General features: G+C 59.5%; 11 protein-coding genes. 6 read left to right on the forward strand and 5 right to left on the reverse strand.

Annotation, left to right across the window (positions count from 1 at the left end):
* Window positions 1–54: 54 nt before the first annotated feature.
* Together U367_RS0121275 and U367_RS0121280 are read left to right on the forward strand one after the other, a co-directional pair.
* Window positions 55–957, forward strand: a complete 903-nt coding sequence (locus tag U367_RS0121275) for a D-hexose-6-phosphate mutarotase (RefSeq protein WP_028618513.1) — start codon at window positions 55–57, stop codon at window positions 955–957.
* Window positions 958–1,059: 102 nt separating this feature from the next.
* Window positions 1,060–6,717: a hypothetical protein gene (locus U367_RS0121280; RefSeq protein ID WP_028618514.1), complete on the forward strand. Its 5,658-nt coding sequence runs from the start codon at window positions 1,060–1,062 to the stop codon at window positions 6,715–6,717.
* A gap of 45 nt (window positions 6,718–6,762) precedes the next feature.
* On the opposite strand, the gene U367_RS0121285 is transcribed toward U367_RS0121280, so the two are convergent.
* From U367_RS0121285 to U367_RS0121305, 5 genes are all read right to left on the reverse strand, one after another.
* Window positions 6,763–7,299 (reverse strand): DUF3299 domain-containing protein, encoded by a 537-nt coding sequence (locus tag U367_RS0121285; RefSeq protein WP_050587912.1) that lies wholly within the window; start codon window positions 7,297–7,299, stop codon window positions 6,763–6,765.
* Between the two features lie 78 nt (window positions 7,300–7,377).
* Entirely contained in the window at window positions 7,378–7,623 is a 246-nt protein-coding gene (locus U367_RS0121290; protein ID WP_028618516.1) for a GlsB/YeaQ/YmgE family stress response membrane protein, read from the reverse strand.
* Between the two features lie 107 nt (window positions 7,624–7,730).
* Window positions 7,731–8,816 carry a 5-(carboxyamino)imidazole ribonucleotide synthase gene (locus U367_RS0121295; protein WP_028618517.1) on the reverse strand — a complete coding sequence of 362 codons (1,086 nt, stop codon included), beginning with the start codon at window positions 8,814–8,816 and terminating at the stop codon, window positions 7,731–7,733.
* A gap of 11 nt (window positions 8,817–8,827) precedes the next feature.
* Complete coding sequence (purE, locus tag U367_RS0121300; RefSeq protein ID WP_003176980.1) at window positions 8,828–9,319, reverse strand: 5-(carboxyamino)imidazole ribonucleotide mutase; 492 nt, start codon at window positions 9,317–9,319, stop codon at window positions 8,828–8,830.
* 315 nt (window positions 9,320–9,634) lie between these two features.
* Window positions 9,635–10,546, reverse strand: coding sequence for a LysR substrate-binding domain-containing protein (locus U367_RS0121305; protein ID WP_028618518.1), 912 nt, complete (start codon window positions 10,544–10,546; stop codon window positions 9,635–9,637).
* A gap of 182 nt (window positions 10,547–10,728) precedes the next feature.
* On the opposite strand from U367_RS0121305, the gene aspA reads away from it, so the two are divergent.
* From aspA to U367_RS0121325, 4 genes are all read left to right on the forward strand, one after another.
* Window positions 10,729–12,153 (forward strand): aspartate ammonia-lyase, encoded by a 1,425-nt coding sequence (aspA, locus tag U367_RS0121310; protein WP_028618519.1) that lies wholly within the window; start codon window positions 10,729–10,731, stop codon window positions 12,151–12,153.
* A gap of 415 nt (window positions 12,154–12,568) precedes the next feature.
* A complete protein-coding gene (locus tag U367_RS0121315; RefSeq protein WP_028618520.1) occupies window positions 12,569–14,014 on the forward strand; it encodes an alanine/glycine:cation symporter family protein in 1,446 nt (481 codons plus the stop codon).
* Between the two features lie 76 nt (window positions 14,015–14,090).
* Window positions 14,091–15,068 (forward strand): asparaginase, encoded by a 978-nt coding sequence (locus tag U367_RS0121320; protein WP_028618521.1) that lies wholly within the window; start codon window positions 14,091–14,093, stop codon window positions 15,066–15,068.
* Window positions 15,069–15,118: 50 nt separating this feature from the next.
* A complete protein-coding gene (locus U367_RS0121325; RefSeq protein ID WP_028618522.1) occupies window positions 15,119–16,111 on the forward strand; it encodes an AraC family transcriptional regulator in 993 nt (330 codons plus the stop codon).
* Window positions 16,112–16,148 lie beyond the last annotated feature (37 nt).

Here is a 16,148-nt window from a genome sequence, read left to right on the forward strand (position 1 = left end):
CGCCGGGATTTGACGGTCAATTGCCCCATTGCCTGCCATGAAGAGTGCTTTGTTATGCCGACGCCCCACGTTGAAACCGTGAAAATCGACGAGCTGGACTGCTGGCGCATTCGCCACAACGGCGCCGAACTGATGGTGGCCCAGCAGGGCGCGCACATCTTCAGTTACGGACGCGATGGCGAACAGCCACTGATCTGGCCGAACCCTGAAGCGGTGTTCAAGAAGGGCAAGGGCATTCGGACCGGCGTGCCGGTGTGCTGGCCGTGGTTTGGTGTATTCGACCGCAACCCGCAGAGCGTCAAGGCGATGCGTCAGAGTGACCAGCCCGCCGGCGCCCACGGTTTCGTGCGCACCGCGTTGTGGGAATTGGCCGCAACCGAGCTTGGAGGTGAAGCGCTCCGCGTGGATCTGGTGCTGCCAACCCCGGCAGGCGGTTTTCCTGGCTGGCCCCATCAGGTCGACCTGACACTGAGCCTGCTGCTGGATGAGCAACTGCATATCCGCCTGACCAGCCATAACCGTGGCACCGACACCGTAACCCTCAGCCAGGCGCTGCATACCTACTTCGCCGTCAGCGATGTGCGCAATGTGCAGGTCGAAGGCCTGGACGGGCGTGCCTATATCGACACCGCCGATGGCTGGACCGAGAAGACACAATCGGGCCTGCTGCACTTCACCGCCGAGACCGATCGCATCTACCTCGACACGCCGTCGCAACTGAACATCGTCGACAAAGACTGGCAGCGCCGTATTCAGCTCACTGCCGAGGGCTCGAAGTCGACGGTGATCTGGAACCCCTGGACCGAGCGCGCCAAGGCTTTCGACGACATGGCCGACGATGGCTGGCCAGGCATGTTGTGCATCGAGACGGCGAATGTGCTGGATGACGTGGTGGTGTTGGCACCAAGTGAAAGGCACACGCTGCAGGTGAGCATCACAGCGATACCTGCGGGTTAATCGCTGCGCTGCGCGGTGGACGGGGACATTACTTATATAGGACCGCGTGTCTGAACGGCCTCGCTAGAGTGCGAAATCGCATCTAATAGCAGAGGCAACACGATGATCCCCACTCCCCAGGAAGTAACGCAACAGTCTCCCGCCGACGTGGCCGAACTCATGGCCACGTGCAATAACACACTTATCGCGACCCTCAGCGCTCAGCCCTCACTGACCTTTTGCGCCAATAAGCAGGTGTTGGAAGAAATCAACGGATTGTTTGATCGGTATTCAACCCAGCACATCTACCTCAAAACTCCAGAAGACACTTTGACAGGCCCGCCCACCGAACAGGACCGCGCACTGATAACCCTAGTGAACAATGCATTGCATCAATGCCGGATTCCGGATTATTACAGCCCGCGTCATGACGTCTATATCTATAAAAACAACACCTTCACTCGGCTCGACGACACAAGCCAGCTAACCATCAGAACCCTGATAAATACCTTGCTGGAACCTGACCATTATCTGAATAGCCTCAACCAATACTGGAACGCCAATCACAGCGCAACCGAGCAAACCAATCAAAGCTTCATCGCTAAAACCGTCGCGCTGCTGATTCAGTGCGAGGCATCATTGAGATTCGAAACAGCCTCACTTGAGCCCGCCAGCGTTGCGCTGGTGCGGCAGCTGAGTACCCCCACCTCGCCAGAACCGCTGAATTTATTTCACCTCGGCTTTCAAGATACGGCGCATACCGACGAAATCGCGCTGGTCGGTGCATTTGCCATCAGCACGTGGGCACCGAACGAGCACCCAACCGCCAACCCCACAGTGCTCTACCTGCCAGGCCAGCGCTTGGCTGAATTTGCCAGCCCGACGGCGCTGAAAACACATCTGACAACGCTTCTGAAAAGCGTGCGTGGGCGTGAGCAATTGCTGATCAGCGTTGCACATCGTCAACATTCGGCGTTAGAAAGCCTGACGCAAAGAGCCAGCCAGGATGGGAGCGTCAACCTGGTTCCTGTCACTGCCGTCGAGCATTTTTTCGAGCATCAGATCAGCCTGCTCATCACCAAGCAACGCCAGGATATCGAACATCACTGGTCCGTCAGCCGCAGCGCCCAGGGCGGCGTCACTGAACGGATCAACCGGTCGGCGAACCTTGCACCGTTGCTGGATTTCAGCGAGGCCATCGAACGACACGCCCGCCCACTCTTAACCCTCAGCACACAACGCAGGGAGGCGACGCGCGCCGCTCAGCAACGGCTGATACAGCAACAAACCGACCGATCAATTGATTTCATTGGCTTGCTCGCACAGTTGAAAAGCCTCCAGGCACAGACTGCACCGCAGCCATTGGCGCATCAGTTCTTTACACCTCATCGCCAATCTCCGCTGTACAAAGCCTGCGCGCAGGCCGTGACCGTCTTGCAGAAGCTGAAGAATGACACCGACTTTACAACCTGGCTGAGCACATGGCCGAGCAAGACCGAGGCCGGTTTTGGCGCCTGGTCCATACTCGCAAAGCTCATCAGTAACCAGCCAGCTATTGTGGATTCGCCGCTGACTCGCTTTACCATTCAGGGCAAGCCGCTGCCCCTGAGCGAAGTGCCCACTTACTGGAGAAATGATGTTCACACTCTGATAGCGGCGCGGCGAGACATTGGTGGTATTCGAGAGGACGGTACTGTCCAGTTTGATCTTGCACTCAAGTTCTACGGTGTCCATATCGCCACCGATAGCCCGCTCCAACTTGTAATTGAGCGACTGCAGGAGCGCGCCGCCGCGCTATCGCTAGAGATAGATGACGACAGGCTGCCTTTTGATGAACTCATTGACGAGCAAGGAGATGCCAGCCTGCAACGGCGGTTTTTTGAACGTCAATCGATAGGTAAGAAACCGATATTCGAACAACTGACCGAAGGTTTTCTGACGCCACAACGCGAAGCACAAGCGTTGAAGACGCCCACGGTGGTACTCGAACAATGGCTCAATACCCCGCAATGCCTTGAGTTTGGAAGCCAGCTGGTCAAGGCATTGGATTGGTATACCGTCAAAGATGAAACACCACCGGTAAAAGTGCTGCGCGACTTGGTCTGGCGGGCACTATGGCTGAATTTTGAACGCCCTGCAGACCGCGCTCGAGTGACCGTCGCCGGAGAAGAAATAGCAACGCCACGTCACTGGGGCCACAGCTATCACTATATTCGTCAACAAATTGAGCGGTCCCTGAGCGCCAAACACCAACTCACTCCCGCAGGTGTGCAACTGGCCATGCGCCTGCTGCAACGGGGTTCTGCTGCAGAAATCTGGGTGAGAGGCATTCCCGACGATTTGCGTTACGCCAGCTCCATCGCCTGGGTGAATTTCAAGGCTGGCGTGATGCTTGCGCAAGCCATTGCACCCGATGCTGCGCAACACATGACCTTCCAACAATTGCTCGAGTTACTCGCGACAGCAAGCCGGGATGCGACGCCCGAGCAAAAAATGGTCATCTCGATAGCCAGGTTGGGGCCAACGCTGGAATGGGCCCAAGCCAATGGCGTACTGACGTCGGCAAAAACTGACTTTACCCCTGAACAAGTCCAATTGGCCGTAGAAGCCTTGGAGCAACACGAACAGGAAATGATTCAGGCAACCGAAACGATTTCTCAAGCACCACCTGGCCGCTGGCGCTTCATCACGGATGACGCCTTCGACGTGGGGTTTAGTGATTACCTGAGCGGTGTCAAAGCAGCCTACCAAACCTTGATCAGGGCCTTGCTACCCAACCTGTCATTGCTTGATCGCACCGCGATCGAAAACGGCGAGGTAACGTTGTATGCCCTGCGCCAAGAGATTCGCGGCCTGCAGGTTGGGCAAGAAAACGCGCAGAACATCGCTGCCGCCAGAGGCCGCCACGGCTTCATCATCCGGGCCCAAGTGAAGCACCGCACCACTTATTATGAGGTGTTCCCTCGGGCGGCAATCATCCGTGCACGCCCGGATATTAAAACGCTGACGATCAATGGCAATGTTGTCGTGGAAACAACAGGCGGCTCAAGCCGTTCGGGCAAAGGAACCTTTCGGCGCGCGACCGCCATGCCGTTCGACTGGGAAGCCTACCAACACAGCCGTCGTCCTCGAGACGGTGAGTCCAGCCTGGTGATCGCCGAGCAGATCGGCCAGGTGTTACCCGCCACCGCGCCCGCCCCTTCGGAAACTATGTGGGAAGCACAATCATTGTCTTCAGTGCGCAGTCGAGCACTGGCAGCCATCGTTGCCAATGATCTATTTCACACTGACGAATCTCAGCTCAAATTGACCGCCAAGCGTAACGTTGACGTGCTTGATACCGCGCAACAAACCGTTGACGACTTTCTCTACTACGCCAAGATGCTGGTGCCCTTCTGGGGCGGCGTCGAGGACATCGCCTCGGGCGATCCGCAACGCGTGGAGAGAGGGGCGTTGTCATTGTTCACCGACTTGATCTCCTTCGCGGCTCCCATTGGTAAATACGTCGGCGGTTCGGCACGCTTAATTGCACAAGCCGGGAGAATCAGTTTTCAGGCAGCGCTACCGAAGTTCGCAACCCTCACCAAAACGTTTTTACTGGGCGCCATCAGAGAGCTAAACCCGCTCGAAGCGGTGCCAGCTCTGCTCAAACTCGGAGGCTTGGGTGGGTTGCGGCTCAGCGCTGCAGTTGGGCGTCAGGTAGATGCAGGCCTGACGTTGTTCAGAAAAGCGCTGGGCAAACCAACGATCACACCCACTGGCCGAACGCTACAGTCGGTAGACCCGCGAGTCTGGAAACCCCTTGAAACGCAGGACAGTCTGTTTACCGTGGCAGGCGTCGATCATATTCCCATGCGCAGTGTCGGCACCGATCTGTTGCCCGAATATCGCCTGATCGATCCACTGACCAATGCAGTCTTCGGCCCCCGGTACATCCCATGGGGCGAATGGGGCCTGCAACAAATCCCGGATCTTGACGACTACATCGCGCGCGTCTCGCATGAGCAAGCCATGGAATTCAGCCGTCGGGCCAACGGCATCTACGATGGAAAAAATCAGCAGAGCTATGTGCGTGCCCGCGGACAGTGGTACGTCGTCGACACCCGCCACAGCCTCACAGGTGAGGTCGAGTTCTATATCGTTCACCCGCGCAACAAGACACGCCCTGCTTACCGCGTCGTCAACAAGGACGGGGGTTGGGTCCCGGTCGACCAAAGTGGACATGCCGGGGGAAGGCTAGAGGAGCTTAGAAAAGCCAATGCCAAACAGGATGCGCACTACGAACAAATGTTCGTGAAGGTTGAGGCCTCTACAATCCTGCTGGACCAGGCGATTCGATCAACCGAATTCAATACGATACATTTGCTGTTTGATAAAGCGTTCCTACACTTGGAGACCGCTCAAGAATTGGGCCTGGTATACGCAAAGCACGGTAGCTTTCCAGTATTCAAACCCAAGGAATTCGTTACCACACCGGACCTTGGCAGGGCTCGGCTGATCGATTCCATTGAAAAAGCTGACAATCTTGGTCCGCGTTATGCGGCAATCATTGATAACCTGGAAGGCTATTTGGAGGCCCAGCAAAAAAGTCTTCAACGGTTGATAGAGGCCAACATATTCGATAAGCAAGATGCCGTACTTAAACAGCTTACCGATTTTCTCGACGCTAAACGGAAGGTCGTTAACACCATAATCCAGCAGACCAAGGTGTTAAAGTCGTTGCTGGACAAAGAGTTGGAAAACATGCTCGACGTTCTGGAAAAACTCCCGGTGAAAAAACTCCCGGTGAATACAGCCGGGCCATCACGCGTCCCCTCCGTACCGCCTGGCACGCCGAAACCACCGTCCACCACCCCTCTGCCGCCGGCGCCCCCAAATGCTGAGCCGAAAAATCGCATCTCAATACTGATTGCCGGCGACGACCCCCTCACAACCATAACCGTACTCGCCAAGCCCAGAGCCGGGAACAGTGACATCGCAGACGTCCTCGACAGTCGTGGTCAGCGCCTCAACACCTATATCAGGGTCGGCGAAGACAAGCTCTGGCTCAAATCCAACATCCAGATCAAAGAGCCGAGTGCGCCAGCATCTTCCAACCAAACAACTATCACGCAGGAACTGAACGCTGCCGCCAGGAAAATGCAATATTTGATTGAAGAGTATGATGACCTCATCGTGTTTTACAGGAAAAGCACGTCGGCCGAACCAGCGGGTGCCGAAGCGCTCATCATGTCCGGCGCGACCAAGCTCAATCAAGGCGCCGATGACCTTCAGGCGGCCTGCAGTGCCATCACCGATGAGGCAACCCGACAAGGTCTGCTGGCGCAAGCGACCCGCTTCAGGGAGAACGCCACCCGCTATAACCTCATGGCGAAAGCGTTGCGTCTGGAGCTGATTTCCAAGCAAGCCCCCAATGGCAACGCCCTGGCGTTCTTGCACAGTCAACCGGGTGTGCTGAGCCTCCGTAAAACCCTGGACCGAGTAGCAGGCACCCGACAGATACAAAAGCCGGGCGGCCGAACCTGGATAAAAGTTCCAGACTTCCTGGACGAGTTTGAGATTCGCGTGAGAGACAAGCCCTGGGCCTACGCTCACATGCACTTTGAACAGGCCTCCCACACCGTCCCCGGCAAAATCCATCTAAAGACACCGGCACAGCGATCACTGGGGGCAAACGCTCAAACCAATGCTGCTCGCGAAGGCTCGCGCCTGGATATTCATCGTGCAGAGATCTATTGGCCACAGGCCAGGCGGGTGTTTTACCCAGCGTTGCCAGAATGACTCGACACACTTGTGATCCGCACAAGCAGGGTGGTCGACAATGGGTTAAAGATCCGACTCCTTGACCGCCCGCACTTTCACCGCATCCAGGGCATAGGCCGCATCGGCCAGGTCATTGTTGACCTTCTCGACTTTGAGGGTGCCCGTGACCCACAGCGGTGTGTAGATATCATCCAGCGTCAATCCCTTGGGATAACGCACCAGCACCAGTTGGTTAGGCGGCGGCGGTGGCACGTGGATGCATGCACCTGGGTACGGCACCAGGAAGAACAAGGTGCTGCGGCCCTTAGCGTCGGTTTCCAGCGGCACCGGGTAACCGCCGATGCGGATGCTCTTGCCGTTCATGGCGGCCACAGTCTTGGTGGAATACATCACCGCCGGTAAGCCTTTGCTCTGCTTCAGGCCACCTTTGTCAGTGAAGGTGCCCTGGGCTTCGGGGGAGTTGTGGTCGATCTCGGGCATGGCTTCGAGGGCTTTCTGGTCGGAAAGCGGCATCAGGTCCAGCCAGTCGGTTTCCGGCAATTCGCCAGCGTGCGCAAGGCCGGAGCCCAGCAAAAGAAGAGTCAACAGAAGACGGCGCATGGAGAGGCTCGGCAAGTACAAGTGCCGAGTATTCTAGCCCTCTGCGCCTGCGCAGCGCAGAGGGCTTTGTCGCTTAACTCATTTCTTTTTCAGCAGACCGTAGATCACCAGCAGCACGATGGCACCGATCAGCGCACCGATAAAGCCGGCGCCCTGGCCCGCCTGGTAGATGCCCAGGGCCTGACCACCGTAGGTCGCGGCCAGGGAGCCGGCGATACCCAGCAGGATGGTCATGATCCAGCCCATGCTGTCGTCGCCTGGCTTCAGGAAACGCGCGAGCAGGCCGACGATCAAGCCGATAAAGATGGTTCCGATGATACCCATGGCATTTCCCTCTGATTGAATGTGAGTCATGGCAAAGCCTAGTCAGGCTTTGCCATCCTGCAATCAGAGAGACGGCGGCAACCAATGGTTCCCGCCGACCCGAGGCTTTATTGCTCGGCGATCAGCGCTTCAACCTTGAGGATCTGCGCTTCCAGCGTTGCGCGGTCCTTGCAACGCAGGTTGGCGTGGCCGACCTTGCGCCCGGCCTTGAAGGCCTTGCCGTAGTGGTGCAGGTGGCAGTCGTCGATGGCGATGACTTTTTCCACCGCAGGCACGGTGCCGATGAAGTTGAGCATGGCGCTCTCGCCGACCTTGGCCGTGGAGCCCAGTGGCAAGCCCGCTACCGCCCGCAGGTGGTTTTCGAACTGGCTGCACTCGGCGCCTTCGGTGGTCCAGTGCCCGGAGTTGTGCACGCGCGGAGCGATTTCGTTGGCCTTGAGGCCACCGTCGACTTCAAAGAACTCGAACGCCATCACGCCGACGTAATCCAGCTGCTTGAGCACACGGCTGGAATAATCTTCCGCCAGGGCCTGCAACGGGTGGTCGGTGCTGGCCACGGACAGCTTGAGGATGCCGCTGTCGTGGGTGTTGTGCACCAACGGGTAGAAGCGGGTTTCGCCATCACGAGCACGCACGGCGATCAGCGAGACTTCGCCAGTGAACGGCACGAAGCCTTCCAGCAGGCAGGCAACGCTGCCCAGCTCGGCAAAGGTGCCCACCACATCAGCGGCGGTGCGCAGAACTTTCTGGCCCTTGCCGTCGTAACCCAGGGTGCGGGTTTTCAACACGGCCGGCAGGCCGATGCTGGCAACGGCAGCGTCCAGGTCTGCCTGGGACTGGATGTCGGCGAAGGCTGGGGTCGGAATGCCCAGATCCTTGAACATGCTTTTCTCGAACCAGCGGTCGCGAGCGATGCGCAGGGCTTCGGCGCTCGGGTACACCGGCACGAACTGCGACAGGAAGGCCACGGTTTCAGCCGGGACGCTTTCGAACTCAAAAGTCACCAGGTCGACTTCGTCGGCCAGTTGGCGCAGGTGGTCCGGGTCGCTGTAGTCAGCCCGCAGGTGTTCACCCAACGCGGCCGCGCAGGCGTCCGGGGCCGGGTCCAGGAAAGCGAAGTTCATCCCCAGCGGGGTTCCCGCCAGGGCCAGCATGCGGCCCAGTTGGCCGCCACCGATTACACCGATTTTCATCGTCAACAACCTCAGGCAATGCGTGGGTCTGGATTGTCCAGCACGCTGTCTGTCTGCTCAGCACGGAATTTTTTCAGCACCGCATGGAATTGCGGGTGCTTGGCGCCCAGGATGCTGGCGGACAACAGCGCGGCGTTGATCGCGCCCGCTTTGCCGATAGCCAGCGTGGCCACCGGGATCCCGGCCGGCATCTGCACGATGGACAACAGCGAATCCACGCCCGAGAGCATCGCCGACTGCACCGGTACACCGAGTACGGGCAGGTGGGTCTTGGCCGCACACATGCCGGGCAGATGCGCTGCACCGCCGGCACCGGCGATGATCACCTCGATGCCACGGGATTCTGCTTCATCGGCATACTGGAACAGCAAATCCGGAGTGCGGTGGGCGGAGACCACTTTCACTTCGTAGGGAATGCCGAGTTTTTCCAGCATATCGGCGGTGTGGCTAAGGGTGGACCAATCGGACTTGGAGCCCATGATCACGCCAACCAATGCACTCATCGTCGTGCCTCTTCTCTCTGGGCGCCCGCAGGCGCGTCAAAAAACAACAAGCCACGCGGGAAATCCGGCGTGGCTTGGTGTACGAATTAAGGCCGGTTGGACCGGCCGAAGGCCGCGCAGTATACCGTAATAATGCAGATAAACAGCCCCTTGAATGACCATCTGTCCAGTGGCGCAAAGCGGCGGTTTTATTGACTTTCAGGTCAGCGAAAGCACCCCACTCCTTGTAGGAGCCGGCTTGCCGGCGAAAGCGGTGTGCCAGCCACTATAAGGCTCGCCGACCCACTGTGATCGCTGGCAAGCCGGCTCCTACAGTCAGGCGCGTTCGGCAGCGGCCCCACCTTCCAACTTGCGCCACAACAATCGCACATTTGCCTTACGCACCAAGGCACAGCGATACAGGCGAATTTCCAGCGGAACATGCCATTGCGGGCCGCCGCACACCACCAGCTCACCGCGCGCCAACTCCGCCCGTACGCTCAGTTGCGGCACCCAGGCGATGCCCAGCCCTTCCAAAGCCATGCTCTTGAGGCTGTCAGCCATGGCGGTTTCATACACGGTGGTGAAGCGTAGGGCGCGCTGGCGCAACAGCAGGTGCACCGAACGGCCAAGAAACGCACCGGCGCTATAGGCCAACAACGGCACGCTGCCCTCGCCTTCCAGGTCGAACAGCGGCTTGCCATCGGCATCGGCGGCGCATACCGGCAGCATTTCAGTGTTGCCCAGGTGCAGGGAGGGGAAGATTTCCGAGTCCATCTGCATCGCCGCATCCGGATCGTAGAACGCCAGCATCAGGTCACAACCGCCTTCGCGCAGGGCATGCACGGCATCACCGACGTTAGTGGCGACCAAACGCGTGGCAATGTTCAAGCCTTCGTTACGCAATTGCGCAATCCAGCGTGGGAAGAAACCCAGCGCCAAGGAGTGAGCCGCCGCCACTTGCATGACTTCGCCCTGCCCGCCTTCCAAGTGATGCAAATGGCGCAGCACTTCACCGAGCTGCTCGACCACTGTGCGCGCAGTGACCAAGAACAACTGCCCTGCCGCCGTCAGCTCCACCGGCGTGCGCGAGCGGTTGACCAGGGTCAGGCCCAACGCCGCTTCAAGGCTGCGGATACGGCGGCTGAACGCCGGCTGGGTCACGAAGCGTCGCTCTGCCGCCTGGGAAAAGCTGCGGGTGGCCGCCAAGGCGCTGAAGTCTTCCAGCCATTTGCTCTCAAGGTTCATTGCTGCCTCCCGTGGATACGCACCATTTTGGCACACACGCCCGCCATGATAACCGGGTCACACCTGCATTATGCCGTTTGTGCATAGGCCAGTGTTTAACAGCATTGGCCCAAAAACTTCCACAAGCCTAGCATTCGCAGCGTTCCGGCCAGTTCCGGGTCCCTATCGAGATGATTTCCGTCATGTCCTCTGCTGCATCATTCCGTACCGAAAAAGACCTGCTTGGCGTACTTGAAGTACCGGCTCAAGCGTATTACGGCATCCAGACCCTGCGAGCGGTGAACAACTTCCGCCTCTCGGGCGTTCCGATTTCGCATTACCCGAAATTGGTGGTCGGTCTGGCAATGGTCAAGCAAGCGGCGGCTGACGCCAACCGCGAGCTGGGTCAGCTCAGCGAAGCCAAGCACGCTGCCATCAGCGAAGCCTGTGCCCGTCTGATCCGCGGCGATTTCCATGAAGAGTTCGTGGTGGACATGATTCAAGGCGGCGCTGGCACTTCAACCAACATGAATGCCAACGAAGTCATCGCCAACATCGCGTTGGAGGCCATGGGCCACAACAAGGGCGAATACCAGTACCTGCATCCGAACAACGACGTGAACATGGCGCAGTCGACCAACGACGCCTACCCAACCGCGATCCGCCTGGGTCTGCTGCTGGGCCATGACGCGCTGCTGGCCAGCCTCGACAGCCTGATCCAAGCCTTCGCCGCCAAAGGCGTCGAGTTCGGCCATGTGCTGAAAATGGGCCGCACCCAATTGCAAGACGCCGTGCCGATGACCCTCGGCCAGGAATTCCGTGCCTTCGCCACCACCCTGAGCGAAGACCTGGCCCGTCTGAAAACCTTGGCACCAGAGCTGCTGACCGAAGTGAACCTGGGCGGCACCGCCATCGGCACCGGCATCAACGCCGACCCACGCTACCAGGCCCTGGCCGTACAACGCCTGGCCACCATCAGCGGCCAGCCGCTGGTGCCGGCAGCCGACCTGATCGAAGCCACCTCCGACATGGGCGCCTTCGTGCTGTTCTCCGGCATGCTCAAGCGTACCGCGGTGAAGCTGTCGAAGATCTGCAACGACTTGCGCCTGCTGTCCAGCGGCCCACGTACCGGCATCAACGAGATCAACCTGCCGGCCCGCCAGCCAGGCAGCTCGATCATGCCCGGCAAGGTCAACCCGGTGATCCCGGAAGCCGTGAACCAGGTTGCATTCCAGGTCATCGGTAACGACCTGGCCCTGACCATGGCAGCCGAAGGCGGCCAATTGCAGTTGAACGTGATGGAGCCGCTGATCGCCTTCAAGATCTTCGACTCGATCCGCCTGCTGCAACGCGCCATGGACATGCTGCGCGAGCACTGCATCGTCGGCATCACCGCCAACGAAGCACGCTGCCGCGAACTGGTCGAGCACTCCATCGGTCTGGTCACCGCGCTGAACCCGTACATCGGCTATGAAAACGCCACCCGCATCGCCCGTATCGCCCTCGAAAGCGGCCGCGGCGTGCTGGAACTGGTGCGTGAAGAAGGCTTGCTCGACGATGCCATGCTCGACGACATCCTGCGCCCCGAAAACATGATCGCTCCACGTTTGGTCCCGCTGAAGGCCTAAGCGTTTGTTGCACCGCTCACCAGGTTGAGGGACTAGACACCTCTCACCTTTTGAGGGCCTGAAGGCTCGTTCTTCAGGCCCTTTTTTTTGCTTGTAGGAGCGAGCTTGCTCGCGAAAAACGGCAAGACACCACGTCCATCCAGGAGGTACGCATTATCGTTAACGACCTTCGCGAGCAAGCTCGCTCCTACAAACCTTTAATCGCCTCGGGCAGACGGATCCCGTTAGCCTAGGTATAGTGCCGCCCCTCTTCGCGTCTGCGGCCGTCGGTAACGAGGCCCGGATACAGCGCGAAACCGCATGAATAACAACCCGCAAAAGGATTGGGGTCGAACTGCCGCGCACTGCCTGGTGCCATGCGGCGTGGTCGGACCGTCCTGCGTTTGCCATTAGAAAAATCAGCGAGGAACACTCCATGCTCGAAGTCATCAACGACTTCCTCTCAGGGAAAGTACTGATCGTGCTCATTGTCGGGCTCGGCGGTTATTTCACGATTCGCTCGCGTTTCGTTCAACTGCGTCACTTCTTCCACATGTTCTCGGTGTTCAAAGACAGCCTGAAGAGCAGCTCCGGTCAGCTCAGCTCCTTCCAGGCGCTGATGCTCAGCCTGGCCGGCCGTGTGGGTGCAGGCAACATTGCCGGCGTCGGCATTGCCGTGACCCTGGGTGGCCCCGGTGCCGTGTTCTGGATGTGGGTCACCGCGTTGGTGGGCATGTCTTCGAGCTTCATCGAGTGCTCCCTCGGCCAGTTGTACAAACGCACTGACGCCGAAGGCACCTTCCGTGGCGGCCCGGCCTACTACATCCAGCACGGCCTGCAGAAGCGCTGGCTGGGTATGGTCATGGCCTTCCTGCTGCTGGTGACCTTTGGTTTTGCGTTCAATGGCCTGCAAGCCCACGCCGTGACTCACTCGCTGAACAACGCCTTCGGCCTCGACACCACCTACACCGGCCTTGCGCTGGCTGTATTGCTGGGCCTGGTGTTCATCGGCGGGATCAAGCGTATTGCCTCGATTGCCGACCTGCTGGTGCCGGTCAAGACCTTGGTGTACATCGCCGTGACCCTGTATGTGATCGTGCTGCAATTCGACCACGTTCCGGCCATGCTCGCGACCATCGTCAAGAGTGCTTTCGGTCTCGACCAAGCCTTCGGTGGCCTGGTCGGCAGTGCAATTATCATGGGCGTAAAGCGCGGCGTATTCGCCAACGAAGCCGGTCTGGGCAGTGCGCCTAACGTGGCGGCGGTGGCTTCCGTGGAGCACCCGATCGCCCAGGGCGTGGTTCAGGCGTTCAGCGTGTTCCTCGACACCTTCGTGATCTGCACCTGTACTGCGCTGCTGATCCTGCTTTCCGGCTTCTACACGCCAGGCTTTGAAGGCGACGGCATTGCCCTGACCCAGAACTCCCTGGCCGCTGTGGTCGGCGACTGGGGCCGTATGTTCATCTCCGTGGCCCTGGCGTTGTTCGTGTTCACTTCGATCATGTACAACTACTACCTCGGCGAGAGCAACCTGCGCTTCCTGGTCGGTAACAACCGCAAGGTGCTGATGGGCTACCGCGCACTGGTGCTTGTGTTGATTTTCTGGGGTTCCATCGAGAACCTGAGCACCGTGTTCGCCTTCGCTGACATCACCATGACCATGCTCGCGTTCGTCAACCTGTTCGCCCTGGCGTTCCTGTTCAAGATCGCCATGCGCATCCTGAACGACTACGACAACCAGCGCGCAGCGGGCATCAAGACCCCGGTGTTCGATTCCAGTCAATTCCCTGACCTGGACCTGGACCGTAAGGCCTGGCCGGCCAATCCGGTAAAACCGGAAGCGGCGCCATCGGCAGAGCTGAACGCTCAAACGCAACGCTAAGCGTAGATAGATGACACGCCGCCTCGCCTTGGGCATGCTCTGGGCCCGGCGGCGTTTTTCGTTCAGGAGAATCTCAATGTCAGCATCCAACAACGTCATGGTGCTCTACACCGGCGGCACCATCGGCATGCAGGCCAGCGCCAATGGCCTGGCCCCCGCATCCGGCTTCGAAGCCCGCATGCGCGAACAGCTTGCCAACGAGCAACTGCCCAACTGGCGTTTTCGCGAAATGTCGCCACTGATCGATAGCGCCAACATGACCCCAGACTACTGGCAGCGTTTGCGCACGGCCGTGGTCGAGGCGGTGGATGAAGGCTGCGATGGCGTACTGATCCTGCATGGCACCGACACTCTGGCCTACAGCGCGGCGGCCATGAGCTTCCAATTACTCGGCCTGCCTGCGCCAGTGGTGTTTACCGGCTCGATGTTGCCCGCCGGCGTGCCTGACAGCGATGCCTGGGAAAACGTCAGCGGCGCGTTGATTGCCCTGGGGACAGGCCTGGCGCCCGGCGTTCACCTGTATTTCCATGGCGCGCTGATGGCGCCGACCCGCTGCGCGAAGATCCGCAGTTTTGGCCGTCATCCGTTTGCCGCATTGCAACGCAACGGCGGCGTGGCCCAGGCTGATGTAATCCCGGCGGCGCTGCATTTTCGCCAGCCGAAAGCATTGGCCAATGTCGGCGTGCTGCCGCTGGTGCCTGGCATTGCTGCCGCGCAACTGGATGCGCTGATCGACAGCGGCATCCAGGCACTGATCCTTGAATGCTTCGGCAGCGGCACCGGGCCAAGCGACAACCCCGCGTTCCTCGCCAGCCTGCAACGCGCGCAGACTGAAGGGATTGCGGTCGTAGCCATCACCCAGTGCCACGAAGGCGGCGTAGAGCTGGACGTCTACGAAGCCGGCAGTCGCCTGCGCGGCGTGGGCGTCTTGTCCGGCGGCGGCATGACCCGGGAAGCAGCGTTGGGCAAGCTCAATGCGCTGATCGGTGCCGGGCTCGCTACCCAGGAAGTCCGCCGCCTGGTGGAGCTGGACCTGTGCGGCGAGTTGCGCTGAGCGGCATGTAACTTGCTCCTCTTCCAGCCATCCCGTGGCTGGAAGACTCTATGTTGCACTCCCATCTCACCACCCTCAACGCCGTCTCGCTGGTCATTAATGCGTTCAAGGCCGAAGGCTTGCCCGCTGAAACGTTGCTCGCGGGCAGCGGCATTTGCGCCGCCGACTTGAGCCGCGCCGACGCCTGCATCACCACCAACCAGGAGATGCGTGTATGTACCAATGCAGTCGCGCTGCGGCGGGATATTGGCCTCGAATTGGGCCGCAAGATGCATGTGTCGTCCTACGGCATGCTCGGTTATGCCCTGCTCACCTGTGCCACCTTCGGTGACGCTTTGCGCCTGGCTCTGCGCTACCCGGCGCTGTTGGGAACACTTTTCGAGCTGAGCCTGGAAAACGACGGTGAGCGTATCTGGCTGACTGCCGCCGATTACCGGGAAACGCCCGCGCTGGAAATGTTCAACGTCGAATTCTGCCTGGTTTCGCTGAAACTCATCTGCGACGACCTGCTGGGCCAGCCGCTGCCGTTACTCGGTGCGTGTTTCGAATACAGCGCGCCGGACTATCACGCGCGCTACCACGAGTGCTTCGCGTGCTCGCTGCATTTTGAAGCCAGCGCCAACGCCTTCGCGTTTGATAAGCGCTGGCTCGACCAGCCGCTGCCATTGGCCGACGCCGTCACCCATCAAGCCGTGACCGATCGCTGTCGCAAGCAGAACCTGGAGTTCACCGGGCGTCAGGCCTGGCTGGGTCGAATCCGCCGTCTGCTCGCCGCCCAGCTCCACGCCGCGCCCGGCATCGAAGGTTTGGCTGAGCAGATGAACTGTTCCGCGCGAACCTTGCGTCGGCGTCTGCATGACTTGGGCAGCAGCTACCAAGAACTGCTCGACGAGCTGCGCTTCGACCGCGCCAAACAGTTGCTGGGGCAGGACGAGCTGCCAATCTACCGAATCGCCGAACAACTCGGTTTCAGTGAAACCGCCAGCTTTCGCCACGCATTTGTACGCTGGAGTGGTGTGGCCCCCAGTCAATTTCGCCCCTGACGCATCGCAATGGCGCGCCGATGCGCGCTAACGGGGC

Source organism: Pseudomonas canadensis, from assembly GCF_000503215.1.
GTDB lineage: Bacteria > Pseudomonadota > Gammaproteobacteria > Pseudomonadales > Pseudomonadaceae > Aquipseudomonas > Aquipseudomonas canadensis.